The sequence below is a fragment of the Luteococcus sp. H101 genome (assembly GCF_038433155.1).
Classification (GTDB): Bacteria; Actinomycetota; Actinomycetes; order Propionibacteriales; family Propionibacteriaceae; genus Luteococcus.
In genome coordinates this window covers 184,278-209,521 of sequence record NZ_JBCDMW010000019.1, presented here as the reverse complement: position 1 = coordinate 209,521, position 25,244 = coordinate 184,278, and the positions used below count along the sequence as shown (strand labels likewise).

Sequence of the window (25,244 nt, the reverse complement as noted above, 5' to 3'; positions counted from 1 at the left end):
GAAAGACTGGGGCGACGCAGCAGCTCGACGCGGGGGTGTCGAGTCCACGGGGGCTGCGGATGGAGGTTTTCACCGATGACCAGAATGAGCCTGGCCGAGCGCCGTCAGAAGCTGATCACGGCGGCACTGACCGTGATCGAGGAGCAGGGACTGGCCTCGGCCACCACTCGGGCCATCGCAGCCCAGGCGGGCATGCCGCTGGCCAGTTTCCACTACGCCTTCGAGTCCCACCAGGCGCTCCTGCGGGAGGCGATGGGGGCCCTGGACGAGGCCGAGCTGGCCCGCCTGGAGGCCCTGGAGGTGCGGGGCGATTCCACCCATGAGGTGCTGCTGGGCCTGCTGGACCAGCACCTGCACGACGTCGTCGCCCAGCGTGGCACCCAGCTCAGCCTGTGGGAACTGGCCGACCAGGCGCTGCGCACGCCGGGGCTGGAGGACGTGCCGGCCGGGTGGCGGGCCAAGCGGGTGGCCCTGCTGGCCACCAAGCTGGCGGACCAGCCGGATCCCGAGGGGCTGGCCGAGGCGCTGCTGATGCTGGCCGATGGGGTGACGATGCGGTATCTGATGACTGCAGATGAGCTGGGCACCCGGCAGTCGATGGCGGTCTGGCTACGGCAGGCGGTCGCTGCCTGAGAATCCCGACGGAGCTTTTTGGGATTCTCTCAGAATTTCCTTACACTTGTCTCAGAAACGGACAAGCAGTGAGGACATGACGTGACGGACCCGGCCGACGCCCAGCTCGAGCCCCTCGAGAACCCCGCGGAGGGGATCGAGGACGAACCTCGACGGGTCCGTCAGCTGGTCGCGCCGCTGGCCCTGGTGGCCGGGTTGGCCGTCGCCATCGGCGGCGCCATCCTGATCCCCAGCTCCGCCAGCGAGGACATCGCCGAAGCCTCCGGCCCGCAGGCCACCAGCGCGCAGCCGCAGCACACCAACACGCCCAGCGTGCTGCCCAGCCCGAGCCGCACGTCGCACACGCCGAAGGCGAGCGCCACCACCAGCGTCAGTCAGAAGCCCAAGCCGAGCGTGAGCCCGACGGTCAAGGCCGTGCCGAGCAAGGCCACTCCCAGCGCCTCCTCCACGTCCAAGGTGGCCTCCTCGGTCAGCTCCGCGACGGCCACTCCCCGGGAGACGGTGGAGACGGTGGCCCCGCTGAGCGAGGTGGTCGGCACCCGCTATGCCACCGAGGACCTGAACGTGCGTCGGCAGCCGGACGTCGATTCCGAGCGGATCGGCGGCCTCCGGCAGGGCGACGAGGTCAAGGTCACCGAGCTGCATCGCGACGGCTGGCGGCAGGTCTCGCTGGACGGCAAGCCCGGCTGGGTGCGTTCCGGCTACCTCAGCCTGGCCAAGCCCGCGGCGGAGGCCCGGGCCGCCACCCCCAGCCGCACCACGGTGGCCGCCGACGACTCCGAGGAGTCGGCCTCAGCCGGCCGGGAGACCCGGCGCGGCACCGCCTCCAGCAGTGACGGCACCTCCGTCAGTCGCTCGGCCCGCGGCCTGCGCACCGACACCTGTCCCACGTCAGCGCCCAGCGGCCTGACTGCGGCCACCCGCTCGGTGCACCAGGCGGTCTGCGGCAACTTCCCGTCCATCACCAACTACGGCGGTGCCCGGGGTTCCGACGATGCGCACGGCAGTGGCCGCGCGCTGGACGTGATGGTCAGCGGTCAGCAGGGCTGGGAGGTGGCCCGATGGGCGCGTGCCAATGCCGCGCGGTTGGGGATCACCGAGGTGATCTACTCCCAGCAGATCTGGACCACCCAGCGCTCCGGTGAGGGCTGGCGTTCCATGGGTGACCGGGGCTCCGCCACGGCCAACCACTACGACCACGTGCACATCACCGTCGGCTGACCAAGCCCCAGACCCCAGGCCTCAGTCCCACTGCCAGGACAGGCCGTGGACGCCGATCGGCGCGTCCAGCAGGCTCAGCTGCAGCTGTCCCTCCTGGATCCGCAACGGGTCCCCGGGGACGGCCAGCGTCTCCTCGGGCGCCGGTGGCCACGCTGTGGGCTCTCGTCGCTGGTAGTAGCGGGTTGCCCGGGCCGGCGGCTGCCCCCGGAAGATCACATTGACCACGAAGTCACGCTGCCGGCTGTGCAGGGCGCGCTGGAAGCGGAAGCAGGGGGCCTCGGTGGGGGCACAGATCACCTGGTAGCAGAAGGCGTGCAGCTCATCCCTGGCCAGCGCGCGGGGCAGGATCAGCTCGGCCACCACCAGATGCGCCTCGGGCACCTTGATCTGCCGGCCCACCCGGCAGCCGGAAATGGCGCGGATGCGGGGCGCCGCCGGACCGTCCGCGTCCTGGAAGTAGATCGCGGGGATCCGACGCAGCCCGTCCACGCGAGCAGCGGCCAGCTGGTGGTGGGCGACGCTTCGCTCATTGCGGCGGGCGCCAATCACCACCAGGTCGGCGCTGCTGATTCCCCGCAGGTTCTGGGCGGTGAGCTCCAGGCTGGTCAGGGCCCGTTCCAGCTCGCCCATGGTGGGGCGAACGGGCTCGCCCTGGTCCTCCTCGCCCCTGGCCAGGGTCTGGCGCAGGCTGCCGGAGGGTAGTGACAGGACTCGCTCCAGTTCCTCCACGGCGCGCAGCGAGTTGGCTCGTCGCGGGGTGTTCTTGCCGGTCTGCCAGTTGCTCAGCGTCGCCACCGAGACCGGGGTGCCGGCCGCCGTGAGATGGTCGCTGATCCGGCCCAGGGTCAGCTCGGTGCCGGTCAGCGCCTGGGACAGGCGCAGCGCAAAGGCCGGGTTCTGCGTGAGTTCCGTGCCGGTGGAGGTCATGGAACAATTTTGCTCAGTGAAGGATCAATTGGACAGGGATCTCGCTTCCGGAGTGTGGTTCCGGCCTACGGCAGATCTGGTTGACCCGAATGCCGCCGGCCGCTAGGGCCAACTAGGCTGGCCGCATGACGACTCCGGTTGATGCCACCACCACGTCCGCCTGGGCGGACCTGACCACGCTGCACGACGAGTTCACCCCGGACCTCAAGGGTGCCTTCGCCTCCGACCCCGAGCGCGCCCAGCGCTACACCCTCGACGCGGCCGACCTGCACGTCGACCTCTCCAAGAACTTCCTGAGCGACGAGGTGCTCGCCGCCCTGCTGGCGCTGGCCGAGCAGGTCAACCTGGCCGAGCGTCGGGAGGCCATGTTCACCGGTGAGCACATCAACGTCACCGAGGACCGGGCCGTGCTGCACACCGCCCTGCGGCTGCCCAAGGCCGAGGAGCTCAATGTCGACGGCCAGGACGTGGTGGCCGACGTGCATGAGGTGCTGGACAAGATCTACGCCTGGGCCGAGCAGATCCGCAGCGGCGAGTGGAAGGGCGTCACCGGCAAGCCGATCACCACCGTGGTGAACATCGGCATCGGCGGCTCCGACCTGGGCCCCGTGATGGTCTACGAGGCGCTGAAGCCGTACAAGACCGGCCCGGACGCCCGCTTCATCTCCAACATCGACCCCAACGACTGCGCGGAGAAGGTCGCCGACCTGGATCCGGAGCAGACGCTGTTCATCGTCGCCTCCAAGACCTTCACCACCCTGGAGACCTTGACCAATGCCCGGATGGCGCGCGACTGGCTGCTGGGCAAGCTGACCGAGGCCGGCGTGATCGACGGGTCCGAGGAGCAGGCCAAGGACGCCATCGCCAAGCACTTCGTCGCCGTGTCCACCGCGCTGGACAAGGTGGAGGCCTTCGGGATCGACCCGAACAATGCCTTCGGCTTCTGGAACTGGGTGGGTGGCCGCTATTCGGTGAGCTCCGCCGTCGGCACCGCCGTGATCGTGGCCATCGGCAAGGAGAACTGGCAGGACTTCCTGGCCGGCATGCACGCCATGGACCTGCACTTCCGGGAGACCGAGCCGGCCAAGAACGTGCCCCTGATCATGGGCATGCTGAACGTCTGGTACACCAACTTCTTCGGTGCCGAGAGCCACGCCGTGCTGCCCTATGCGCAGTACCTGCACCGCTTCGCCGCCTACCTGCAGCAGCTGACCATGGAGTCCAATGGCAAGTCGGTCCGCTGGGACGGCACGCCGGTCACCACCGGCACCGGCGAGATCTTCTGGGGCGAGCCCGGCACCAATGGCCAGCACGCCTTCTACCAGCTGATCCACCAGGGCACCAAGCTGATCCCGGCCGACTTCATCGCCGTCGCCAATCCGGCGCACGCCACGAAGGACGGCGACGTGGACGTGCACGAGCTCTTCCTGTCCAACTTCTTCGCCCAGACTGCGGCGCTGGCCTTCGGCAAGACCGCCGACGAGGTGCGTGCCGAGGGGACGGCCGAGCACATCGTCCCGGCCCGGGTCTTCGCCGGCAACAAGCCCACGACGTCGATCATGGCCCCGGCCCTGACCCCGAGCGTGGTTGGCCAGCTGATCGCCCTGTACGAGCACATCACCTTCGTCCAGGGCATCGTCTGGGGCATCGACTCCTTCGACCAGTGGGGCGTGGAGCTGGGCAAGCAGCTGGCCATGAAGATCGCCCCCGCCGTCCAGGGGGACGAGGAAGCCAAGAAGCAGCAGGACTCGTCGACGCAGGGCCTGATCGACTACTACCTGGCGAAGCGTTCCAAGTGACCCTTTCCTGATCCTGTCGAACCGCGCCCCGTCCTCCCCGCGGAGGGCGGGGCGCCGTCGTCCTTCCGGGCCGGCGGCAGCACGTATCATTGGTGTGCGCTCCCGGAACTGCGGGAGCCCGTCGATGGCCCGGCGCTGCCGCTCAAAGGCGCCCCTGTCGTGGCTGACTGCCCTATTCATCCCCTGTTGATCTTCATTCCCCGGTGGGAGTACCAGTGCTGCGGCGAGCCCCTGCGGGTGGGTGACGTGCTGCCGCTGCGGCTGAACCCGATGCCACCGGATCGGGTCTGGGCCCGACGACTGCCGGCGCCGCCGGAGTGGGTCGGCACGCACCACGGGCCGGCCGCGCCCGGGGATCGCCTGATCCGGGCCCACGTCTACCGGATCTGGGAGGCCTTCGCCGACGAGGAGGTGGTGGGGGGCCGCATCCGGCTCGCTCCGTCGTCGGGCAGCCTGCGCCCGATCCTGGTGATCAACCCCAACCGGGACACCTGGGAGGGGGATCCGGACTGGGATCGCCCCGGCCTGCCGCCCGGTCGCCGTCGCCCGCGGGCCGCCCACGGCTGGGTGCTGCTGGTGGACGTGCTGGCCGAGCTGAACCCTGCGGTCCAGTAGCGACGCTGGCTAGGCTGGGGCCACGCACCACAGAACGGGGATCCTCATGACCGACGCCGGGTTCAGCCTGCCCACCATCACCGACACCGCCACCATCCCCACCGGGGACATGCCCGGTGACAAGGTGCAGATCGGCGAGGATCATGTGGCCAAGGCCACCACCGTCCTCGGTGAGCTGTGGCCGCAGCTGCAGCAGATCCTGGCCGACTCCCCGCACCGGCGCGCGGTGATCTCGGTGCACGGCGGCTCTGGTGTCGGCAAGTCGGAGACCGCCTCGGTGCTGGCCGAATTCCTGCGGCACAACGGTCTGGGCGCCTATGTGCTCAGCGGGGACAACTACCCCCGTCGGATTCCGCGCGACAACGACGCGGAGCGGCTGCGGGTCTTCCGCAGCGAGGGCCTCAAGGCCTTGGTGGCCTCCGGCGGCTACGACGAGCAGGCGAAGGCCACACTGGCACAGCTGCAGACCGTCGACCGCGACGCGGACCCGGCCGCGTGCGCCGAGTACCCGTGGCTGGCCGCCTACCAGAAGGGCGGTGCCGAGGCCCTGGAGCAGTACCTGGGCAGCCCGCTGGAGGTGGACTTCGACGAGGTCAGCGCCATCCTGGCCGCCTTCCATGATGGCGCGGATTCCCTGCACCTGAAGCGGATGGGCCGGGAGCTGGACCAGCTCTGGTACGACGACGTCGACGTGCGTGACGTGCAGGTGCTGGTGATCGAGTGGACCCACGGCAACTCCGCCAACCTGCGCGGCGTGGACATTCCGATCCTGCTGAACTCCACCCCGGAGGAGACCTTGGCGCACCGTCGCTCCCGGGCCCGGGACGGTGCCACCGACAGCCCCTTCACCACCATGGTGCTGGGCATCGAGCAGGCCCATCTGCACGAGCAGGCCCACCGGGCCAAGATCATCATCAACAAGGCCGGCGAGCTGATCAGCCACGCCGACTACCTGAAGAGCATGGGTGCGGACCTGCCCGAGCCCGGGGCCATGATCAACTTCTACCCGGACAGCATGGGCGGAACGCTGGGCGACGAGGTGGACTTCCTCACCGATCCGGCCGTGGCGGGCGCCTTCACCAGCGCCTACGTGCTGCCGAGCGTCTTCAACACCGATCTTGACCGCGGCTTCTCGGTGATCGACTACGACCTGTCCACCACCTACACCCGCCCCGGTGACCTCGAGGCCCTGCGCGCGGCGGGCATCAAGCTGAAGTTCGACTTCATCCTGAACCACGCGTCGGTCCTGAGCCCGCAGTTCCAGGACCTGCTGGCCAAGGGCGCCCGCAGCGAGTACGCCGACTTCTTCATCGACTGGAATGCCTTCTGGGAAGGCCATGGCGAGATGACCCCCGAGGGGTACATCCAGCCCGACGCCGAGTTGATCAAGGACATGTTCTTCCGCAAGCCGGGCCTGCCCATCCTGATGGTGCGGATGCCCGACGGTACGGAGAAGCCCTACTGGAACACCTTCTACCAGGAGGTGCGCTACACCGCGCCGGATCCGCAGACCATCATGCAGGTGGCCGGGGTGCAGTACCAGACCGCGGTCCGCCTGGCCGAGAGCATCAAGGCTGCGCTGGACGAGGGGCTGACCCCGTCGGAGATGGCACTTGATCTTGGTGCCGATGTTGATCTTGAGGCTTGGAATGCCGTCGTCGAGCACCTGGAGGCCGGCCGGCGCTACCTGGGTCAGATGGACCTCAACATCAAGAGCCCCACGGTCTGGGACTTCTACGCCGACGTGCTGGACAAGCTGGCCGGCTACGGCGCCGAGATCGTCCGGCTGGACGCCTTTGCCTATGCCCCCAAGGAGCCGGGGGAGAAGAACTTCCTCAATGATCCCGGCACCTGGGATCTGCTGGACCAGGTCAACCAGCTGGCCACCGACCGCGGCCTGAAGCTGCTGCCGGAGATCCACTCCCGCTACGAGGAGAAGATCCACGAGCTGATCAGCGCCAAGGGCTACCTGACCTATGACTTCTTCCTGCCCGGCCTGGTGATCGACGCCTTCGAGAGCCAGGATGCCGGCCACCTCAAGGCGTGGATCGCGGACATCCTGGTCAAAAAGCTGCGCACGGTGAACATGCTGGGCTGTCACGACGGCATCCCGCTGCTGGACCTCAAGGGCCTGCTGTCCGACGAGCAGATCGACGCCCTGATCCAGACCGTCAAGGGCCGCGGCGGCTACGTCAAGGACCTGCACGGCGAGAAGAAGATGTACTACCAGGTCAACGCCACCTACTACTCGGCGCTGGGGGAGAGCGACGACGCGATGCTGCTGGCGCGCGCCATCCAGCTCTTCATGCCCGGCAAGCCGCAGGTCTGGTACCTGGACCTGTTCGGCGGCACCAATGACCATGCCGCCGTGGAGCGGGCCGGGGCCGGTGGCCACAAGGAGATCAACCGCACCAATCTGACTGTCGAGCAGCTGCGCCATGGGTTGGCACAGCCGCTGGTGCAGCGCCAGATCGAGCTGCTGCGCTTCCGCAACAGCTTCGGCGCCTTCGGCTGGGATGCCGAGTGCACCGTCGCCGAGACGGCGGCCCACGAGCTGCAGATCACCTGGCGCAAGGGGGAGCACGTCGCCGAGCTGCGGGCCGATCTGGCGGCCAAGCGCTTCACCATCACCGCCGACGGCCAGCCGGTCTGATGGCCCGGCCCCTGATGCGCGGATGGAGCCGTCGTCGTCGGTTGGTGGCGGCCGGCGCGGCCGGTCTGGTGGTGGCGCTCGGCCTGCCGTGGCTGGTCACCGCCGTCGGTTCGGCCGGGCGGGTACACACCGTCGAGGAGTTCGCCGCGGACGGTGACCAGGCGCCGGTGGCCCTGGTGCTGGGTGCCCAGGTGCTGCCGGACGGCCGGCCGTCGCGCTACCTGCGTGGGCGGCTGGACCGGGCCGTGGAGCTGCACCGGCGCGGGCTGGTGAAGGTGATCCTGGTCTCGGGGGACAACGGGACCGAGCACTATGACGAGCCCACCACCATGAAGCGCTACCTGACCGAGGCCGGTATCCCGGAGGGCGACGTGGTGACCGACTTTGCCGGCTTCGACACCTACGACTCCTGCGTGCGGGCCAAGCGGATCTTCGGGGTGGACCGGCTGGTGGTGGTGACCCAGGGCTACCACGTGCCCCGGGCGGTCACCACCTGCCGCCTGGTGGGGGTCGACGCCCAGGGCGTGGGGGACTGGAGCGTGCAGGGCACGGGGCGGCTGCAGAATGTGCCGGTGCTGTGGCGGCTCGGCTGGGCCCGGTTTGCGGTGCGGGAGGTGCCCGCCAACCTCAAGATGCTGGCCGATGTCGGGCTGCACCGCACCCCGACCATGGGGGAGCCGGAGAAGGGCGTCCAGGAGGCGCTGGGGCGCTGAGGGAGTCAGTAGGCGCCGTCGGAGGCCAGCACGGCCTTGACCGTCTGCGCCAGGATCGAGAGGTCCTGGGTCATCGACCAGTTGTCGACGTAGTACAGATCCAGCCGGACGGTGTCGTCCCAGCTCAGGTTGGAGCGGCCGGAGACCTGCCACAGGCCGGTCAGGCCGGGGCGCACCTCCAGGCGACGGTTGACGTGCGGGGCGTACAGCGCCACCTCCTTGGGCAGCGCCGGCCGCGGGCCGATCAACGACATGTCGCCGCGGACCACATTCCACAGCTGCGGCAGCTCGTCGATGGAGAAGCGACGGATGAAGTGACCCACCTTGGTGATCCGCGGGTCGTTCTCCATCTTGAACATCACCGCATTGGGGCCCTGGTTCTGCAGGCTCTTGAGGATCTCCTCGGCATTGGTCACCATCGAGCGGAACTTGAGGCACTCGAAGTGCTCGCCATTCTTGCCGACGCGCACCTGCTTGAAGATCACCGGGCCGTGGTCGTCGAACCAGATGGCCAGGGCGGTGATGATCATGATCGGGCTGATCGCCAGCAGGATCAGCGAGGCGAAGACGATGTCGAACAGGCGCTTGCCCCAGCGGCCGGCCTGCTGAGTGGTGGGCGGTTCCACCAGCACCAGCGGGATGCCGGCGACGGGCCGCACCTGGATGCGCTGGCTGGCAATGTCGGTCAGCGCCGGGGCCACCACCATCTGGCAGTGGTGCGATTCCAGCTGCCAGGCCATCCGACGGAAGCCGCGCGAGGAGGGGAAGGAGCCGTTGGCGAAGATCACGATGTCGATGTCGCGGGAGTCCACCACGTCCAGGGCCTCCTCGACGGTGCCCAGCACGGGCAGGTCCAGATCACCGCGTGCGGAGCCCTCCGGCAGCAGCGCGCCGACGACGTAGTAGCCCAGCCAGGTCTCCCGCTGGGCGACGGTCAGGATCTCCTGGATGTTCTCCGGATTGCCGGCCAGCACCACCCGTCGGGTCAACCAGCTGCGGCGACGCAGGATGTGGATCACCCGGCGCACCATCCAGCGGGTGAGCACCAGCATCGGGGTGCCGACCGCGAACAGCAGAATGTAGAAGCCGCGTGACAGGTCGAACTTGGTCAGGTAGCAGCAGATCCCGATGAAGGCCGCGGCCATCAGGCTGGAGTGCATGGTCCGGGCGTACTCGTCGGTGCCGGTGCCCAGATTCTTGTCCGAATAGGCGCCGACGCTGAGCAGGCAACCCAGCCAGATCACGACGGCCAGCGGCCACAGCGTGGAAACGCTGTAGTGCACCTGCGCCAGGTCCTGGAAGCCGGGCACCAGGTTGCGGAAGGCCAGCGCGATCAGCGTGGACAGCAGGATGGTCAAGGTGTCGGTCGCCACCAGGATCCACGGCGCAAAGGCGCGCGAACGATGGGTGACCCGACGCGGAATCCGCAGCTTGGTTGGGTTCACGGTGTTCTTCAACAGCATTCTCGCTCCACCCCTGGAGACGGGCGGCTGCCAGTGGTGGGTCTGCGCGCGCTGACGTGTCCCACCCTTGACTCCCCCGAGTAAAGATCGTGGTCTGGAAGGGCCTGGACCCTCTCAGTTTGTGGCTGGTCTGACGCAGTGCTCCCGACACGTCCTGACCCCCGGGCCACGTTGCGGACTCTACCGGGAGACGGGTTCCACGGCATCGTCGCGCAAGGCATTTGAGCCCGAGTACTCAGCAGGATCTCAGCCGCTCGGTCGGGCTCCCGGGGTCACCAGGTGGAGACGCCGCGGCCCATGCCCTGGTAGTGCCAACCTGCCCGCTCCCACTGCCGCGGGTCCAGCACATTGCGCCCGTCGATGATGTGCGCCTCGCGGACCCGCGGGCGCAGCTCCTCCGGGTCCAACTCGGTGAAGGTCTTCCACTCGGTGAGCACCATCACCACGTCGGCATTCTTCACGGCCTGCTCCACGGTGTCGACGACGTGCAGGTCGGGCCGGGCCCGGCGCAGCGCACCTCCGGCGGCCGGATCGGTGATCACGACGTCGGCGCCGCGGGCCCACAGCCGGGTGGCGATGTCCAGTGCCGGAGAGTCGCGCAGGTCGTCGGAATCCGGCTTGAAGGCCGCGCCCAGCACCGCCACCTTGCGGCCCACCAGCCGGCCACCGAACAGGTCGGCCGCCATGTCGACCGCGGTCTCCCGGCGACGCAGGTTGATGGCGTCCACCTCGCGCAGGAAGGTGAGCGCCTGATCCACGCCCAGCTCACCGGCCCGGGCCATGAAGGCCCGGATGTCCTTGGGCAGGCACCCGCCGCCGAAGCCGATCCCGGCGCGCAGGAACTTCTTGCCGATCCGGTCGTCGTAACCGATCGCCTCGGCCAGCCGGGTCACGTCGGCGCCGGTGGCATCGCACAGCTCGGCCATCGCGTTGATGAAGCTGATCTTCGTGGCCAGGAAGGAGTTGGCCGCCACCTTCACCAGCTCGGCGGTGGGGTAGTTGGTCAGCAGCCGCGGGATCTGTTCGGCCAGCAGCTGGGCATAGCACTCGTCCAGGATGGCGCGCAGCTGTTCGCCCCGCTCCCGGTCCTCCGGAAGGCCGTAGACGATCCGGTCCGGGTGCAGCGTGTCCTGTACCGCGAAACCCTCCCGCAGGAATTCCGGATTCCACACCACGGCGATGTTCTTGCCGGAGGCCTTGGCCGCCTGCTCGATCCGCTCTGCGGTGCCCACCGGCACGGTGGACTTGCCGGCGATCAGCACCGGGACGTCGCCCTGCGGCCGGGCGTGGGTGAGCACCGACTCCACCGCGGCGTCCACATAGCTCAAATCGGCGGCGTAGCGGCCCTGCATCTGCGGGGTGCCGACGCCGATGAAGTGGATCTGGCAGTCCGCGATCTCGGCGGCATCGGTGGTGAAGCGCAGCCGGCCCGCCTCGACATTGCGGGTCAGCACCTCGCCGAACCCCGGCTCGTGGAAGGGAGTCTCACCGCGCGCCAATTTGTCCACCTTGGCCTGGTCGACGTCGAGCCCGATCACCTCGTGCCCCAACTCGGCCATGCACGCGGCATGCACAGCACCCAGATAACCGCAACCAATCGTGGACAAGCGCATGGTGACACCCTAGCGAGCCGGGGTGTACGGCCGGTGAACAATCGCGGGGATCAGAAATCGGCCTCCGCGGGGTTGGCGCCCAGCCGGTTGTTGGACTCGATCTGGGCAATAGCGGCCACGTCCGACTCGTCGAGCTCGAAGCCGAAGACGTCGAAGTTGGCGGCGATCCGCGCCGGGGTGACGGACTTGGGGATCACCACATTGCCCAGCTGCAGGTGCCAACGGATGATCACCTGGGCCGGGGTGGCCAGGTGCTTCTCCGCGATCTTGGCGATCACCTCGTGCTGCAGGTCCTTGGCCTGGCCCAGCGGGCTCCACGCCTCGGTGGCGATCCCGCGCTCCGCATGCACGGCCCGCAGCTCGGGCTGCTGCCAGGTGGGGTGCAGCTCCACCTGGTTGATCGCCGGGGTCTCGCCGTTCAGCTTGTCCAGGTGCTCCACATTGTGGTTGCTGACGCCGATGCTGGTGGCCAGGCCCTCGGCCTTGAACTGCTGCAGGGCATCCCAGGCCTCGATGTAGGCCTCGCCGTACTTCACATTGGCCGGCCAGTGGATCAGGTAGAGGTCCACGTGGTCCAGGCCCAGCTTGGTCAGGCTGGTCTCGATCGCCTTGCGGGCATCGTCGGCCTGGTGCGAGTCATTCCACAGCTTGGTGGTGATGAACAGCTCGTCGCGGGCAATCCCGGACTCCTCGATCGCCTTGCCGACGCCCTCCTCGTTGCCGTAGATGGCGGCCGTGTCGATGTGCCGGTAACCCACCTCCAGGGCGGTGGCCACCGCGGGGGTTGCCTGCTCGTTCTCCACCTGCCAGACACCGAAACCGAGCTGGGGGATCTGCTTGCCGTCGTTCAGGGTGGTCATGGGTACGGACATGGTTCTCCTCGATCTGTCGTGCGGTTACGGGACGATTCCCGTGCGGTCAAGCCACTGCCTCGCGATCACCGCGGAGCTCTGCTGCTTGCCGACACTCAGGGTATTCAGCTCCACCAGTTCCTCGGTGGTCAGGCGGCTGGTGACCAGTGCGATCACCGACGCGGCGTCGGCCCCCACCCGGGAGCTGGCCACCGGCACCACGTTCTGGGGCAGGACCAGGTTCTTGGGATCGGACAGCACCACCAGGTTGTTGGCCTTGATGGCCGGGCTGGCGGAGTACACGTCGGCCACCTGGACCTTGCCGTCGGTCAGGGCCTTGACGGTGAGCGGGCCGCCGGAATCCTCCACCGGCAGCACCGTCGCCTCCACCCCGTAGGCCTGTTTGAGCCCGGTGGGGCCGTAGGGGCGCTTGGCGATCTCCGAGTTGGCGGCGATCTTCACCCGACCCAGCGTGGCCAGGTCCTGGATCGTGGCCAGCTCGTGCTGCTTGGCGGCCTGTGCGGTCACGACGAAGGAGTCCTGGTCCGTGGCCTCGGCCGGCTCCAGGGCCATCAACCCGGCGGGCAGGCTCTCCCGCAGTCCGGTCATGATCTGGGGCGTGCTGCGGGCGGTGGAGTCCTTGCGGTAGTACTGCAGCAGCGCGCCGGCATATTCCGGCATCAGGTCGATCCGGCCGGCCTGCAGCTCCGGCAGGTAGACCTCCCGCTGACCAATCTGGTAGCTGCGGTGGATGGTCCAGCCGCGGGACTCCAGCGCCTGGGCGTAGAGCTCGGCGATGATCTCGTTGGAGTAGTACTGCTGGGAGCCGATGGTCAGTTCCTTCGACGCGGGTCCGGCGTCGCCGGCCTGCTGCGTGCCCAGCGGGTCACTGCTGGCACAGCCGGCCAGCATCACCAGCGCGATCAGCGCGGCCAGTAGGCGTCTCATGTCATCTCCCGGGGTTCTGGGATGGGGCGGGCGCGACGAAGTGCCCGCTCGGTCAGCTCGAAGGTCAGCTCCAGCGCGATGGCCAGGCCCACCACCAGGAGGGAGGCGGCCAGCATCTGCGGATAGTCCTGGGTCTTCAGGCCCAGGAAGAGGTCCCGGCCCAGCCCGCCGGCCCCCACGTAGGCGGCCAGGGTGGCCGTGGAGACCACCTGCAGGGTGGCGGAACGCAACCCGCCCACCAGCAGGGGCAGCCCCAGCGGGATCTCCACCTGGCGCAGCACCTGCCATTCGGTCATGCCCTGCGCCCGGGCGGCGTCGACGGTGACCGGGTTGACCGCCTCGATCCCGGCATAGGCGCCGGCCAGCACCGACGGGATGGCCAGCAGCACCAGGGCGACCAGCGGAGCCTGCAGCCCGACGCCCAGCCACAGCCCCAGCAGGGTGACCAGCCCTAGGCTGGGCAGGGCCCGGGCGGCACCGGAGCTGCCGACGGCCAGGTTGCGGCCCCGCCCGGTGTGCCCCACCAGGTAGCCCAGCGGGATGGCCACCGCCGCGGCCAGCGCGACGGTGAGCAGGGTGTAGCCCAGGTGCTCCAGCAGGTGGGTGGGCCAGCCGTCGGGGCCGTGCAGGTTGGCGGGGTCGGCCAGCCAGGCGAAGGCGGCGCGGATGAAGTTCATCGTCGGCCTCCCCGTGCCCAGGGCAGCAGCAGCCAACCCAGCCCCACCAGCAGCGCGTCCAGCCCCCAGGCCAGCGCGACCGTGAGCACGATGCCGGTCAGCACCTCGGCCAGGATGCCGCGTTGGAAGCCGTCGGTGAACAACTGGCCCAGGCTGGGCACCCCCAGCAGGGCGCTGACGGTGACCAGGCTCACGGTGCTGACCGCCACCACCCGCAGGCCGGCCAGCAGGGCGGGCCCGGCCAGCGGCAGCTGGACGGTGAAGAAGCGGCGCACCGCGCCGTAGCCCATCGCCGTGGCGGACAGGGTGGGGCCCTCGCCGACGGCGTCCAGCCCGTCGGTGGCGGAGCGCACCATCAGGCCAAAGCCGTACAGGGTCATGGCGGCGATCACATTCCACCGGTCCCGCACCGTGGTGCCGATCAGCATCGGCAGCACCACGAACAGCGGCAGCGACGGGATGGCGTAGACCAGTCCCGAGATGGCCACCAGCGCCGCCCGACCCGGGCGGTAGCGGTGCGCCAGCCAGGCCACCGGCAGGGCCAACAGGAAGCTGAGCACCACCGCCGGAAGGGTCATCAGCAGGTGGGACCAGGCCTGATGGCCGATCAGGCCCAGGTTGTCCAGCACCCACCTCATGGGCCCAACCGTCCCGCCGGGCGGCCATTGGCGTCCACCACCAGGGTGCCATTCGGGCCCTCCACCAGGTGCAGCGTGAGGTCACCGCGGTCCAGACCCAGGAAGCTGGCGACGAAGTCGTCGGCCGGGTTGGCGACCAGCTCGGCAGGGGTGCCCACCTGGGCCACCTCCCCGCCCTTCTTCAGCAGCACGATCTGGTCCCCCAGCGCCAGCGCCTCGGCGATGTCATGGGTGACGAACAGCACCGTCTTGTGCAGGTCGGCCTGGATCCTGCCCATCCAGGCCTGCAGTTCGGAGCGGACCAGCGGGTCCACGGCCCCGAAGGGTTCGTCCATCAGCAGGATGTTGGGGTCGCTGGCCAGGGCCCGGGCCACCCCGACCCGCTGCTGCTGGCCGCCGGACAACTGGGCGGGCCAGCGCCTGGCCATCGCCCGGTCCAGCCCCACCAGGTCCATGAGTTCCAGGGCGCGGCCGTGGGCCTCGCGTCGGGCCACCCCATTCAGCCGGGGCACGGTGGCGATGTTGTCCACCACCCGCCGGTGGGGCAGCAGCCCGGAATTCTGCATCACATAGCCGATCCGGCGGCGCAGCTTCACGGCGTCGGTGGCGGCGATGTCCTCGTCGTCGATCAACACCCGGCCGGCGGTGGGGGTGACCATCCGGTTCACCATCCGCAGCAGGGTGGTCTTGCCGCAGCCCGACGAGCCCACCAGCACCGTGGTCCGGCCCGTGGGGACCACCAGGCTGAAGTCGTCGACGGCCATGGTGCCGTCCGGGTACTGCTTCGAAACGTGCTCGAACTCGATCCCCATCCTGTCCCCTTCCCGGGTTGGTGATGGTGTCTGCGGCTGGTTTCCACCCAACCACGGCCGACCGACAGAAATTCCACCCCAGCGGGTGGAATCTGCTGGGCCAGTGGCCCGTGGAAGAATGTGGGCCATGTCTTCTCTGCCCTCCCAGCTCACCGAACGGGTCCAGGCCGTCACCGGCATCGACCCGGAGATGCGTCCCGCCACCAAGCCGCAGTTCGGCCATTACCAGTCCAATGTGGCGTTGCGCCTGGCCAAGACGGAGGGCAAGCCGCCGCGCGAGGTGGCCGCGGCGATCGTCGAGAAGCTGGACCTGGCCGACCTGTGCGAGCCGCTGGAGATCGCCGGGCCCGGTTTCATCAACTTCCGGATCAAGTCCTCCGTGCTGGCCGAGGTGGCCTCCGGGCTGCTGGCCGACGAGCGCTGCGGTATCTCCCGCACCCAGCGGCCCCAGCGGGTGGTGATCGACTACTCGGCGCCCAATGTGGCCAAGCAGATGCACGTCGGACACCTGCGGACCACCATCATCGGCGACTGCTTCAACCGGGTGCTGACCGCCGAGGGCGACGAGGTGATCCCGCAGAACCACATCGGTGACTGGGGCACCCAGTTCGGCATGCTGATCGAGCAGATCCTGGACGAGGGGATCGAGGCCTCGTCGCTGGACCTGGCCGCGGCCGACGAGTTGTACAAGCGGGCCGCCGCGCACTTCAAGGCCGACGAGGACTTCGCCACCCGCGCCCGGGCCCGGGTCTCGGTCTTCCAGGGTGGGGACGAGGAGTCGCTGGCCATCTGGCGGGACCTGGTGGAGATCTCCAAGCCCGGCTTCAACTCCGCCTACGAGCGGCTGAACGTGCTGCTCACCGACGAGGACCTGGCGGGGGAGAGCACCTACAACGACGACCTGCCGGTGCTGGTCAAGGAGCTGGAGGAGTCCGGCGTCGCGGTGGTGGACGACGGCGCGCTGTGTGTCTTCGTCGACGGTTTCGAGGCCCCGCTGATCGTGCGCAAGCGCGACGGGGGCTACGGCTATGCCACCACGGACCTGGCGGCCATCCGGCGCCGGGTGCGCGAGCTCAAGGCGGACCGGATCATCTACGTCACCGACGCGCGCCAGGCAGGCCACTTCGGCCAGGTCTTCGCCGCCGCCCGCAAGGCCGGCTACCTGCCCGACGACGTGCAGGTGCAGCACGTCGGTTACGGCATGGTGCTGGGTGACGACAATCGCCCGCTGAAGTCCCGCGACGGCTCGGCCTTCAAGCTGGCCGACCTGCTGGACCTGGCCGAGCAGAATGCCAGCGCGCCGATTGCCCTGGCCGCCATCAAGTACGCCGACCTGTCCTCGGGCCTGCAGAAGGACTATGTCTTCGACCCGGTGCGGATGACCCAGACCACCGGCGACACCGGCCCCTACCTGCAGTACGCGCACGCCCGGATCTGCCAGATCATGCGCAAGGCCGAGGCCGAGCAGGTGGCGGTGCCGGAGCGGATCACCCTGCTGGACGAGCCGGCCGAACAGCAGCTGGCATTGCTGCTCAGCCGCTTCGGCGAGGTGGTCGACGAGGTGGCCAACAGCCTGCAGCCGCACAAGCTGTGCGGCTACCTGTACGAGCTGGCGGGCGCCTATTCCACCTTCTACGAGCAGTGCCCGGTGATGAAGAGCACCGGCGAGGTGCGGGCCAGTCGGCTGGCGCTGTGCGTCGCCACCCGTCGGGTGCTGGCCACTGGGCTCGGTCTGCTGGGGATCGACGCGCCCGAGCGCATGTGACCGGGGTGAGGTGACGTGCGGGGCGTCCATCGGGTGGCCTGGGCGATCAGTCTGACGGTGGTCCTGGTGCTGCTGGCCACCAGCCTGTTTGCGTGGCGGGTGGTCTACCGTCCGCGGCTGGACCAGTTGCCCCCGGGCGGGGTGGACGCCTTGCTGGTGCTGGGGCCGCTGGACCCGTGGCGCCTGGAGATGGCCGAGCAGCTGATGCGCGACGGGCGGGCCCGGAATCTGGTGCTGTCGACCCCGAACATGCCGTGGGACGCGATCTACTGTGACCGGGACCATGACTGGCCGGCCTACTGCTTCCCGCCGGACCCGTCGACCACTCGCGGTGAGGCGATCGGGCTCAAGCGGCTGGCCGAAGCCCATGGCTGGCAGAGTTTCGCGGTGCTGACAGTTGACTTCCACGCCGCCCGCAGCCGGTTCATCTTCCAGCGCTGCCTGGGCGTTGACGTGCCGGTGGTGGGCAGCCACCAGCCATCGCTGGATGGCCAGCGGCCCTACCAGGTGGCCTACCAGGCGGGGGCCTTCGCCAAGGAGATCACGCTGGGCCGTTGCCCGGCCTGACCACTCAACTCTTGCGCTGGGCCGCCAGCCAGGCGGCACCGATGATCCCGGCCTTGTTCTTCAGCTCGGCCGGGATGATCGGGGTCTCGAGCTCGAGCAGCGGCAGGTACTTCTCATGCTTCTTGCTCACGCCGCCGCCGACCACGAACAGGTCCGGCCAGAACAGCATCTGCATGGTCTCGTAGTAGCGCTGCAGCCGCTTGGCCCACTCGGCCCAGGACAGGTCCTCGTTCTCCTTGGCGCTCATCGCGGCCCGGCTCTCGGCGTCGAAGCCGTCCACCTCGATGTGCCCCAGCTCGGTATTGGGCAGCAGCACCCCGTCGTTGATCACCGCGGTGCCGATCCCGGTGCCCAGGGTGGTGAGGATCACGACTCCCTGGGTGCCCTTCGCGGCGCCGTACTGCACCTCGGCCAGCCCGGCGGCGTCCGCGTCATTCACGATGGTGATACCGCGGCCAAGCGTGTCCTCGAAGAACTTCTCCGCCTCCAGCCCCTTCCAGCTCTGGTCCAGGTTGGCGATCATCGGCACCCTGCCGTGGCGCACGGGGGCCGGGATGGTGATGCCGACGGGGGCGTCGCCGATCTGGCCGGCGAAGTGCTCGACGATCTGCGCCACCGCGCTGGCGACGGCCTCCGGGGTGGACGGTTGCGGGGTGGGGATCCGGAACCGCTCCGCCGCAAAGTCCCCCGTGGTCAGGTCCACCGGGGCGCCCTTGACGCCCGAACCGCCGATGTCAATGCCCAGGACAGTGTTCATTGCCCCAGCCTAGGGCAAGACATTCGGGTCGATCTCCACCGACGGCGTGCGGATGGGCTCCACCCCGTGCACCGCGCGCAGCCCGAAGCCCAGGTTGTACAGCTCCTCGAAGTAACGCTTGCTCTGCAGGCTCATCAGGGAGGCCACCAGCAGCTGCATGGACAGGATGGCCGCGGTGATGGTGAGCCCCTGCCAGCCCAGCCTGCCCATCAGGGTCAGCACCAGGGCCACCAGGCCGAAGAGCAGGGCCGGGATCAGCGGCACCCAGAAGGGCCGCCACAGATAGCCATTGATCAGCTGGCGGTAGGTGGTGAGCCGGCTGGTGGTGCTGGTCAGGGCGGAGCGGCTGACCCGCTGCTCCAGCCCGGCCCAGCTCAGCGTCGCCGGGATCTCCACGATCCGGGCGCGCAGGATCTGCGCCTTGTAGATGATCTCCACCATCACGTCCGGCCCCTCCGCCTTCAGGGAGAGGGCGCGGATGAACGGCCCGTCGTAGGCCCGCACCATGCCGGTGAGCGTCTTCACGTCGTGGTAGGCGGCGACGTTGAGGAACCTGTTGGCGGCCTGGCTGCGCACCGCCAGTGGCTTGGGCACCCGGACCGACTGGCCCCCCGCCATGTAGGGGGAGGCGATCACGACGTGCGGGCGGCTCTCCAGCCAGGTGTCCACCAGCCGGCCGATGTCGGCCACCGAGTAGCTCAGGTCACAGTCGACGGCCACCACCACGTCGCCGCGGGAGGCCTGGATGCCGGTCCGCATCCCCGCACCCAGCCCGGCATTGCGTCGGTGGGAGAGGATCCGCACCGGGGTGGTCAGCTGTTCGGCGGCCCGGGTGGCCTCGGCCAGCGTGTCGTCGTCGCTGCCGTCGTTGACGACGATGATCTCCCAGTCCACGGCGGTCTTGCTGCGGGCCAGCTCGTCGATCGCCACCAGGGTGCGCGCCACGGTGGCCTCCTCCCGGAAGGCCGGGATGACGAAGGAGCCGGTGGTGCGTTCGTGCTTCGCGCTGGTCCCCTGAACCGCGGTCATGGTGCTACTCCCCTGGACACACTGGACATCTCTCACCCACCTAACCACCGGGGAGAGCCAGCCGAGGCGGTCCCGACGAGCGGTGAGACCATACTCTAGAAGTACTCAGATCTGAGGATCGTAGGGCGGGTGCCCGTCCTCGCGAAGAAGTACGGCGCAGGCGCCCAGGGTGACGGCCAGGCCCAGACCGGCCATCGGCCCGGTGTGGGGGCGGGGGAGTTCCCCCAGCAGGGTCAGCCCGACGATGGCCGGCAGCAGGGTCTCGGTCAGGTACATCGGCCCCAGCACCGTGGTCGCCCGGCCCCGGGCCAGCCCCCGGGTCAGGTGCGCCTGGCCCAGGACGATGCCCACCCCGGTGAGCAGGCCGACGACCCAGGTGGCCAGCGGCAGCTCCCAGAACCGCCACAGCGGGTGGGCCGCATCCCCGATCACCAGCCGGGCCCCGATGGCGCCGAAGCTGAAGCCCAGGCCGGAGGCCAGCCCCAGGACGGCAGGAGAGGGGCGAGCAGCCAGGAGGGCCGTGGCCAGGGCGGCGCAGCCGGCCATCAGCCACACGTGCGATGTCCGGATCGGGACCGCGGGGCCGCCGATCGTGGTGGTGCTGAGCAGTGCCAGCCCCACCAGCAGCGCCCCCAGGGCGGCCACCTCGCGTCGGCCCAGACGACGGACGCCGCTCAGGTGCTGCAGGGCGGCGGTGACCCCGAGCCCCGCGGTGGAGCAGGCCTGCACGATCAGGAGCGGCAGGCTGTGCCGGGCCAGCAGGGTGGCGCCGAAGCCGAGGCCCTGCAGGACGGTCCCGAGCCACCAGGCGCGGGAGCGCAGGGCGCCGTCCTGGTGTTGGGAACCCTCGTGCAGCCGGGCGCCGGCCAGGCCATAGGCGAGCACGCCCACGGCCAGCGCCAGGGCGCTGAAGAGCATCACGAGGCTGGCCAGCGGCGGTTGATCTCGTCGACGATCAACCGGCTGGCGCTGTGCTCCGGGTAGGGCAGCGGGCGTTCGGCCAGGCCGGCCCGCCAGGCCGGGGCATCGGCCCAGGCCCGTAGCATCGCGTCGGTGGGGTCCTCGTCGCCCAGCAGCCGGCACCAGCCGTCCAACAGCTCCGGCCGCTCCGTGGAGTCCCGCACCACCAGCAGCGGTCGACGGAACAGGCAGGCCTCCTCCTGCACGCCGCCGGAATCGCTGACCAGCAGGCCCGCGCCGGACTCCAGCCCGACGAAGGTGCGGGGCGGCTGCGGACCGATCACCCGGACCTTGCCCAGCCGATCCCCCAGCCCCCAGCGTTCGATGTTCTTGGCGGTGTGCGGGTGCATCGGGACCAGCACGGTGGTGCGTTCGGCCAGGGCAGCCAGGGCCTCCACCAGTTGGGTCAGCTTCCGTTCGTCGTCCACGGTCCCGGCCCGGTGCACGGTGCTCAGCACGTAGCCACCCTCGGTGAGGTCCAGCTCGGCCAGCAGCCGCCCGCGTTCGGCGTCGTCGGGGGAGACCACGCTGATCGCGTCCAGCAGGGTGTTGCCCGTGATGCAGATCCGGTCATCGGTCACGCCCTCGCGTCGCAGCTGGGCGGCATTGGCCTCCAGCGGGGTGCAGCACAGGTCCGCCACCTGGTCCACCAGGATGCGGTTGATCTCCTCCGGCATGGTGCGGTCATGGCTGCGCAGCCCGGCCTCGACGTGCACCAGGGGAGTTCCCGTCGCGCTGGCCGCCAGACCGCCCGCCAGGGTGGAATTGGTGTCACCCTGGACCACCACCGCCCGCACCGGGTGCTCGGTCAGGTAGCGGGTGAGCTCCATGGTGGCCAGCCCGATCTGCTCGCCGCGCAGCCGGCCACCGACGTCGATGTGGTCGGCCACCCGTACACCAGCCAGGTCGGCCAGTACATTGCGCCACATCGCCTCGTCGTAGTGCTGACCGGTGTGCAGCACCCGTCCACCGGCGCCCAGGAGCCGGGCGATCCCGGCCAGCTTGATTGCCTCCGGCCGGGTGCCCACCACCACCAGCACCTCGTCGGTGCCCCCTGGCTGGTTCACTTCGCCTGGATCTCCCGGCCCCGCGCCAGCACGTCGATCCCGCGCTCCCGCACCGGGATGCCCCTGATGGATTCGGCATGCTCGGCCAGGTTGACCAGCCGGTACTGCTTGGCGAAGGCCTCCAGGATGAAGTCCAGCATCTCCCGCTTCCTGCCCAGCGGCATGGTCATGCCGGGGAAGAACTCCAGGCCGGGCGCATCCTTGCCGTCCAGCAGGTCCAGCGGGTGCAACAACAGCGACGGCTGGGTTCCGGTGGCCCTGCAGAAGGCCAGGGCGGCCTTGAGGTAGGCCTTGGCGACGGGCGTCGAGTAGCCGGACAGGTAGATGACGTAGGACGCGTGGATCGGCACCCGGGCCATCGGGAAGACGGTCACGGGCACCTCGGTGAGCTGCACCGCGGGGGAGGTCTTGCCATCGACCTCACAGCAGGGCGCCTTCCAGGTGAACGGCTTGTTGGGCAACGCCGCATCCCACAGCGAGCCGAACAGGGCCTTGCGGTCCTCCCGCTCCTGCTTGGTCAGGTCCTTGTTGGTGCGCAGGTAGTACTGCCGCGCCACCGGCCCGATCCAGGTGGCCAGTACCGAGCAGTCGTAGTCATAGTCCAGCTCCACCAGGGCGCGCATCAGGTCCGGACTCATCGCGAAGCCGGGGGCGCGGAAGCCGCGCGGCTTCGGCGCGCCGGCCGCCATCAGGGCGTCCTCGGTGCGCTTGAGCTCGTCGCGCAGCTTCTGGGGCGAATACAGGTGCAGCCACGGCTCGTGCTCATAGGAGTGGGAGCCGATCTCACAGCCGAACTCCACCAAGGACTGCACGAAGTCCGGGCCGTCCGCAGCGGCGGCATCCGCGCCCACCACCATCACCGACGGCTTGATCCGGTGCGCGCCGAAGGCCTCGATCATCCGCTCCCCCAGGATCGGCAGGTAGCTGGGGCGGTCCACCCAGTCCGCGTCGCCATGGGTGCGCTTGTAGCTCCAGAAGTTGTCGGCATCCAGCCCAATGCTGGCCAGTGGCTTGGACGGTGTGGTGGGCATTCGGGTCTCCCGGCTGTCATGCATCTGTCCAGTCAGCCTACTCAGCGAAGGGTGCGCAGCCGGTCCCGAGCGACCAATGCGGTCGCCCGCACCCATTCGGCCACCAGGTAGCGCGGCCCGGTCCATGGCAGATGCTGGCGGGCGTCGGCGACGAACTCCTTGAGCCCGGTCAGCGGCTGGGTGAAGCCGGTGTTGATCGAGGTGATGGCGAAGGTGCGCACCCGGTGCCCGGCGGGAACCGTCGTCGGGGTGAAGGACTCGCCCCGCAGGGCGGCCAGCATCGCCGCGACGAAGTCCGTACCGGCGGCACGCAGCGAGACGATCGATCCCCAGGGGCGCTGGTTCACGTCGATCACCCGCAGGCCGCGCTCGGTGCGGATCAGGTCCAGGTTCACCAGCCCGGCACCGCCCAGGGTGGCCACCACCCGTCGGCCCACCGCCAGCACCTCGGGATCGTCCAGCGTCAGGGTCTGGTCCAGGGGGCCCAGCTCCCCGAACTGGCTGGTGGCGCCCTCGCTGCGCACCCCTCGGTAGACCCCGTCCAGCAGGATCTCGCCGTCGGGCCGGTAGCAGGCGGCGTAGCACAGGCCGTCGTCACCGGGGCAGAACTCCTCCGCATAGACCCCGCCGTCCTTGGCGAAGTCGGCCTGAGCCTGACTGATCTGGGTGACGTCATGGCAGATCCGCACCGACTCCCCGCCATTGCCCATCCGGCCCTTCACCACCAGGGGCAGGCCCAGCTCGGCGGCCAGCCGTTGCGGGTCGGGCTCGGCGCTGTGGCGGGGCACCGGGATGCCCGCCTCCGCCAACCGGTCCATCGCCCACAGCTTGTCCACCCACTGCCGGCGGCGACGCAGCTCGTCGGCCAGCTCCCCAGCGATCGGCAGGGTGAGCACGGTGTCCAGCACCTCGGCCAGGACGAACTCGGAGGCCTGCAGGTCCAGGAGCCGTTCCGGCCCGATCCGGCGAACCACCTCGGTCAGCTCCTGCGGGGAGGTGGCATTGGCGACGGGCGTGAACAGCCGGCTGCGGAGCCGTCGGACCGGGGAATAGGGGTAACCGATCCACACGGTCCGTACGCCCTTGCGCTGCAGCACGGCGCAGGTCTGTTCGAAGGCCACCAGCCCCGTGCCGACGAAGACCACGGTGTCGCGGCTCATGTCGTGGTCTCCAGTCCGCGTTCGGCCAGGTCGAGCGATGACTCCACATTGAGGGTCCCGGAAGTGGACTGGGCGGTGCAGACCACCGTCACTCCTTGGATCGAGGTCTGGAAGGGCAGCGGGGACTCGGCGCCCGGCACCGGCAGCGGGACCACGTGACGTGCCCGGTTGATGCTGCTGGCCAGGACCGTGGGTTCGAAGTCGGGGAAGGCCTGACGCAGGCCGGCCAGCATCCGGTCCCGGACCTGGTCATCGGTCAGCGCGAACCACTCGTCGTCCGGGGAGCAGTAGTGCGGCAGGTAGACCAGACTCGCGCCACCTGTGTGCTCCGGGGGCAGCAGGGCGTGCATGCCGATCACCCCGGTCAGTTGGACGTCGTCCACCAGATAGGTGATGTAGGAGTCATTCGGCGGCTGCTCCAGCAGGAAGCTGCCGCAGACCACCCCTAGGTAGGGCGCTGCCGTCAGCTGGGCCCGCTCCGCCGCGGTGAGTTGGGGGAGCAGCCGGGCGGTCACCGGCCCGGGGGTGGTGACGAAGACCCGGTCGGCCTGCAGACTGCTGCCGTCATTCAACTGCACCGTCAGGCCGTCGGCCTCCCGGACCACCCGCTCCACCGACATCGTGGTGCGGATCTCGCCACCCAGCTCGCCGATTCGAGTTGCCAGCGCGTCGAAGACGGGGCCGTAGCCATTCGGCAGCACCCCGAACCGGTCTCCGGAACCCTTCAGTTTGGCCCGGACCAGCCGACGGAAGGTGCCCACCAGGAAGGCCGCCGAGACGCGGTCCGCCTGGGTGCCGAGCTTGGCCCGCAGGATGGGCCACCAGAAGGACTCCAGGGCGCTGCCGCCGGCGGTGCGTCGCAGCCACTCGACGCTGGTCATCCGGTTGGCCAGCGGCATCGGAAGGGCCAGGGAGGCGGCGATGGATGCACCGATCCGAGCCCGATCCGTGGCCTTGAGCATGGGCAACCTGACCATGTCCACCAGACTGGTGGCCGGGTATCGCACACTCCTGGCGATGATCTCGGCCGGGGCGGAGGTCCAGCCCACCGTGTCGGTCAGGCCGAGCTCGTCCAACAGGGCCAGCACCCGCTCGTCGGACTCCAGGATCACGTGGTAGAACCGGTCGACGTCGAAGCTCTGGCCGTTCACGGTGAAGCGCTCGGTGGCGGTCAGCCCGCCGAGGGTGGGATTCGGGTCGATCAGGGTGACCCGGTGGCCCGCCTGGGCGCTGCGCAGCGCGAGCAGGCCCCCGGTGGCGCCGCCGCCAATCACGATCGAGTGCTGATGGTTCACGGCGCCAGCCTAGGGGGAGAGCCGGGCCATGCGACGATGTGACCAACGCA

Annotated in this window: 23 protein-coding genes; 8 read left to right on the top strand and 15 right to left on the bottom strand. The window is 69.4% G+C overall.

The window, feature by feature from the left end; genetic code table 11:
* Nucleotides 1–75: 75 nt before the first annotated feature.
* Nucleotides 76–633: a TetR/AcrR family transcriptional regulator gene (locus tag AAEX60_RS07760; RefSeq protein WP_342102417.1), complete on the top strand. Its 558-nt coding sequence runs from the start codon at nt 76–78 to the stop codon at nt 631–633.
* Nucleotides 634–714: 81 nt separating this feature from the next.
* Nucleotides 715–1,854 (top strand): SH3 domain-containing protein, encoded by a 1,140-nt coding sequence (locus AAEX60_RS07755; RefSeq protein ID WP_342102415.1) that lies wholly within the window; start codon nt 715–717, stop codon nt 1,852–1,854.
* Between the two features lie 21 nt (nt 1,855–1,875).
* Here the strand turns inward: AAEX60_RS07755 and AAEX60_RS07750 are convergent, their stop codons facing one another.
* Nucleotides 1,876–2,781 carry a hypothetical protein gene (locus AAEX60_RS07750; RefSeq protein WP_342102414.1) on the bottom strand — a complete coding sequence of 302 codons (906 nt, stop codon included), beginning with the start codon at nt 2,779–2,781 and terminating at the stop codon, nt 1,876–1,878.
* Between the two features lie 125 nt (nt 2,782–2,906).
* Between AAEX60_RS07750 and pgi the strand changes: the two genes are divergently transcribed.
* From pgi to AAEX60_RS07730, 4 genes are all read left to right on the top strand, one after another.
* Nucleotides 2,907–4,580, top strand: a complete 1,674-nt coding sequence (gene pgi, locus AAEX60_RS07745) for a glucose-6-phosphate isomerase (protein WP_342102411.1) — start codon at nt 2,907–2,909, stop codon at nt 4,578–4,580.
* 186 nt (nt 4,581–4,766) lie between these two features.
* Complete coding sequence (locus tag AAEX60_RS07740) at nt 4,767–5,195, top strand: DUF6578 domain-containing protein (RefSeq protein WP_342102409.1); 429 nt, start codon at nt 4,767–4,769, stop codon at nt 5,193–5,195.
* A gap of 46 nt (nt 5,196–5,241) precedes the next feature.
* Nucleotides 5,242–7,848, top strand: coding sequence for a sucrose phosphorylase (locus tag AAEX60_RS07735; protein ID WP_342102407.1), 2,607 nt, complete (start codon nt 5,242–5,244; stop codon nt 7,846–7,848).
* Between the two features lie 41 nt (nt 7,849–7,889).
* Nucleotides 7,890–8,561 (top strand): SanA/YdcF family protein, encoded by a 672-nt coding sequence (locus AAEX60_RS07730; RefSeq protein ID WP_446721291.1) that lies wholly within the window; start codon nt 7,890–7,892, stop codon nt 8,559–8,561.
* A 5-nt stretch (nt 8,562–8,566) separates the two neighbouring features.
* On the opposite strand, the gene AAEX60_RS07725 is transcribed toward AAEX60_RS07730, so the two are convergent.
* The 7 genes from AAEX60_RS07725 to AAEX60_RS07695 form a co-directional block, all read right to left on the bottom strand.
* A complete protein-coding gene (locus AAEX60_RS07725; RefSeq protein ID WP_342102405.1) occupies nt 8,567–10,024 on the bottom strand; it encodes a sugar transferase in 1,458 nt (485 codons plus the stop codon).
* Nucleotides 10,025–10,296: 272 nt separating this feature from the next.
* Nucleotides 10,297–11,637 (bottom strand): UDP-glucose dehydrogenase family protein, encoded by a 1,341-nt coding sequence (locus tag AAEX60_RS07720; RefSeq protein ID WP_342102402.1) that lies wholly within the window; start codon nt 11,635–11,637, stop codon nt 10,297–10,299.
* A 50-nt stretch (nt 11,638–11,687) separates the two neighbouring features.
* Nucleotides 11,688–12,509, bottom strand: a complete 822-nt coding sequence (locus tag AAEX60_RS07715) for an aldo/keto reductase (protein ID WP_342102401.1) — start codon at nt 12,507–12,509, stop codon at nt 11,688–11,690.
* Nucleotides 12,510–12,533: 24 nt separating this feature from the next.
* Complete coding sequence (locus AAEX60_RS07710; protein ID WP_342102400.1) at nt 12,534–13,436, bottom strand: ABC transporter substrate-binding protein; 903 nt, start codon at nt 13,434–13,436, stop codon at nt 12,534–12,536.
* Entirely contained in the window at nt 13,433–14,113 is a 681-nt protein-coding gene (locus AAEX60_RS07705; RefSeq protein WP_342102399.1) for an ABC transporter permease, read from the bottom strand. Before AAEX60_RS07705 ends, AAEX60_RS07710 begins: the two co-directional genes overlap by 4 nt.
* Nucleotides 14,110–14,751: an ABC transporter permease gene (locus tag AAEX60_RS07700; RefSeq protein WP_342102398.1), complete on the bottom strand. Its 642-nt coding sequence runs from the start codon at nt 14,749–14,751 to the stop codon at nt 14,110–14,112. The genes AAEX60_RS07705 and AAEX60_RS07700 overlap by 4 nt, the downstream gene beginning before the upstream one ends.
* The gene (locus AAEX60_RS07695) at nt 14,748–15,563 is read right to left on the bottom strand and encodes an ABC transporter ATP-binding protein (RefSeq protein WP_342102397.1); all 816 of its coding nucleotides are present in this window, start codon (nt 15,561–15,563) and stop codon (nt 14,748–14,750) included. The genes AAEX60_RS07700 and AAEX60_RS07695 overlap by 4 nt, the downstream gene beginning before the upstream one ends.
* Before the next feature lie 127 nt (nt 15,564–15,690).
* Between AAEX60_RS07695 and argS the strand changes: the two genes are divergently transcribed.
* The gene (argS, locus tag AAEX60_RS07690) at nt 15,691–17,328 is read left to right on the top strand and encodes an arginine--tRNA ligase (RefSeq protein WP_342102396.1); all 1,638 of its coding nucleotides are present in this window, start codon (nt 15,691–15,693) and stop codon (nt 17,326–17,328) included.
* Between the two features lie 15 nt (nt 17,329–17,343).
* The gene (locus tag AAEX60_RS07685; RefSeq protein WP_342102395.1) at nt 17,344–17,895 is read left to right on the top strand and encodes a YdcF family protein; all 552 of its coding nucleotides are present in this window, start codon (nt 17,344–17,346) and stop codon (nt 17,893–17,895) included.
* Nucleotides 17,896–17,899: 4 nt separating this feature from the next.
* On the opposite strand, the gene ppgK is transcribed toward AAEX60_RS07685, so the two are convergent.
* The 7 genes from ppgK to AAEX60_RS07650 all read right to left on the bottom strand — a co-directional run bounded on the left by ppgK (nt 17,900) and on the right by AAEX60_RS07650 (nt 25,194).
* Nucleotides 17,900–18,652: a polyphosphate--glucose phosphotransferase gene (ppgK, locus tag AAEX60_RS07680; protein ID WP_342102394.1), complete on the bottom strand. Its 753-nt coding sequence runs from the start codon at nt 18,650–18,652 to the stop codon at nt 17,900–17,902.
* Between the two features lie 9 nt (nt 18,653–18,661).
* Nucleotides 18,662–19,681, bottom strand: a complete 1,020-nt coding sequence (locus AAEX60_RS07675) for a glycosyltransferase family 2 protein (RefSeq protein WP_342102392.1) — start codon at nt 19,679–19,681, stop codon at nt 18,662–18,664.
* A gap of 105 nt (nt 19,682–19,786) precedes the next feature.
* Nucleotides 19,787–20,599 (bottom strand): hypothetical protein, encoded by an 813-nt coding sequence (locus tag AAEX60_RS07670; protein WP_342102390.1) that lies wholly within the window; start codon nt 20,597–20,599, stop codon nt 19,787–19,789.
* A complete protein-coding gene (wecB, locus tag AAEX60_RS07665; protein ID WP_342102389.1) occupies nt 20,599–21,708 on the bottom strand; it encodes a non-hydrolyzing UDP-N-acetylglucosamine 2-epimerase in 1,110 nt (369 codons plus the stop codon). The genes AAEX60_RS07670 and wecB overlap by 1 nt, the downstream gene beginning before the upstream one ends.
* Entirely contained in the window at nt 21,705–22,739 is a 1,035-nt protein-coding gene (locus AAEX60_RS07660; protein ID WP_342102388.1) for a polysaccharide deacetylase family protein, read from the bottom strand. The genes wecB and AAEX60_RS07660 overlap by 4 nt, the downstream gene beginning before the upstream one ends.
* 41 nt (nt 22,740–22,780) lie before the next feature.
* Nucleotides 22,781–23,899 carry an ATP-grasp domain-containing protein gene (locus tag AAEX60_RS07655; RefSeq protein WP_342102386.1) on the bottom strand — a complete coding sequence of 373 codons (1,119 nt, stop codon included), beginning with the start codon at nt 23,897–23,899 and terminating at the stop codon, nt 22,781–22,783.
* The gene (locus AAEX60_RS07650) at nt 23,896–25,194 is read right to left on the bottom strand and encodes an FAD-dependent oxidoreductase (RefSeq protein ID WP_342102385.1); all 1,299 of its coding nucleotides are present in this window, start codon (nt 25,192–25,194) and stop codon (nt 23,896–23,898) included. The genes AAEX60_RS07655 and AAEX60_RS07650 overlap by 4 nt, the downstream gene beginning before the upstream one ends.
* Between the last annotated feature and the right edge of the window lie 50 nt (nt 25,195–25,244).

What these genes read in the sequence shown, in the direction of transcription:
- pgi (WP_342102411.1), top strand. Translation starts at nt 2,907, where the DNA reads ATGACGACTCCGGTTGATGCCACCACCACGTCCGCCTGGGCGGACCTG.
- AAEX60_RS07760 (WP_342102417.1), top strand. Translation starts at nt 76, where the DNA reads ATGACCAGAATGAGCCTGGCCGAGCGCCGTCAGAAGCTGATCACGGCG.
- AAEX60_RS07750 (WP_342102414.1), bottom strand. Translation starts at nt 2,781, where the DNA reads ATGACCTCCACCGGCACGGAACTCACGCAGAACCCGGCCTTTGCGCTG.
- AAEX60_RS07705 (WP_342102399.1), bottom strand. Translation starts at nt 14,113, where the DNA reads ATGAACTTCATCCGCGCCGCCTTCGCCTGGCTGGCCGACCCCGCCAAC.
- AAEX60_RS07655 (WP_342102386.1), bottom strand. Translation starts at nt 23,899, where the DNA reads ATGAGCCGCGACACCGTGGTCTTCGTCGGCACGGGGCTGGTGGCCTTC.
- AAEX60_RS07725 (WP_342102405.1), bottom strand. Translation starts at nt 10,024, where the DNA reads ATGCTGTTGAAGAACACCGTGAACCCAACCAAGCTGCGGATTCCGCGT.
- argS (WP_342102396.1), top strand. Translation starts at nt 15,691, where the DNA reads ATGTCTTCTCTGCCCTCCCAGCTCACCGAACGGGTCCAGGCCGTCACC.
- ppgK (WP_342102394.1), bottom strand. Translation starts at nt 18,652, where the DNA reads ATGAACACTGTCCTGGGCATTGACATCGGCGGTTCGGGCGTCAAGGGC.
- AAEX60_RS07715 (WP_342102401.1), bottom strand. Translation starts at nt 12,509, where the DNA reads ATGTCCGTACCCATGACCACCCTGAACGACGGCAAGCAGATCCCCCAG.
- AAEX60_RS07735 (WP_342102407.1), top strand. Translation starts at nt 5,242, where the DNA reads ATGACCGACGCCGGGTTCAGCCTGCCCACCATCACCGACACCGCCACC.
- AAEX60_RS07660 (WP_342102388.1), bottom strand. Translation starts at nt 22,739, where the DNA reads ATGCCCACCACACCGTCCAAGCCACTGGCCAGCATTGGGCTGGATGCC.
- AAEX60_RS07695 (WP_342102397.1), bottom strand. Translation starts at nt 15,563, where the DNA reads ATGGGGATCGAGTTCGAGCACGTTTCGAAGCAGTACCCGGACGGCACC.
- AAEX60_RS07670 (WP_342102390.1), bottom strand. Translation starts at nt 20,599, where the DNA reads ATGCTCTTCAGCGCCCTGGCGCTGGCCGTGGGCGTGCTCGCCTATGGC.
- AAEX60_RS07700 (WP_342102398.1), bottom strand. Translation starts at nt 14,751, where the DNA reads ATGAGGTGGGTGCTGGACAACCTGGGCCTGATCGGCCATCAGGCCTGG.
- AAEX60_RS07720 (WP_342102402.1), bottom strand. Translation starts at nt 11,637, where the DNA reads ATGCGCTTGTCCACGATTGGTTGCGGTTATCTGGGTGCTGTGCATGCC.
- AAEX60_RS07675 (WP_342102392.1), bottom strand. Translation starts at nt 19,681, where the DNA reads ATGACCGCGGTTCAGGGGACCAGCGCGAAGCACGAACGCACCACCGGC.
- AAEX60_RS07710 (WP_342102400.1), bottom strand. Translation starts at nt 13,436, where the DNA reads ATGAGACGCCTACTGGCCGCGCTGATCGCGCTGGTGATGCTGGCCGGC.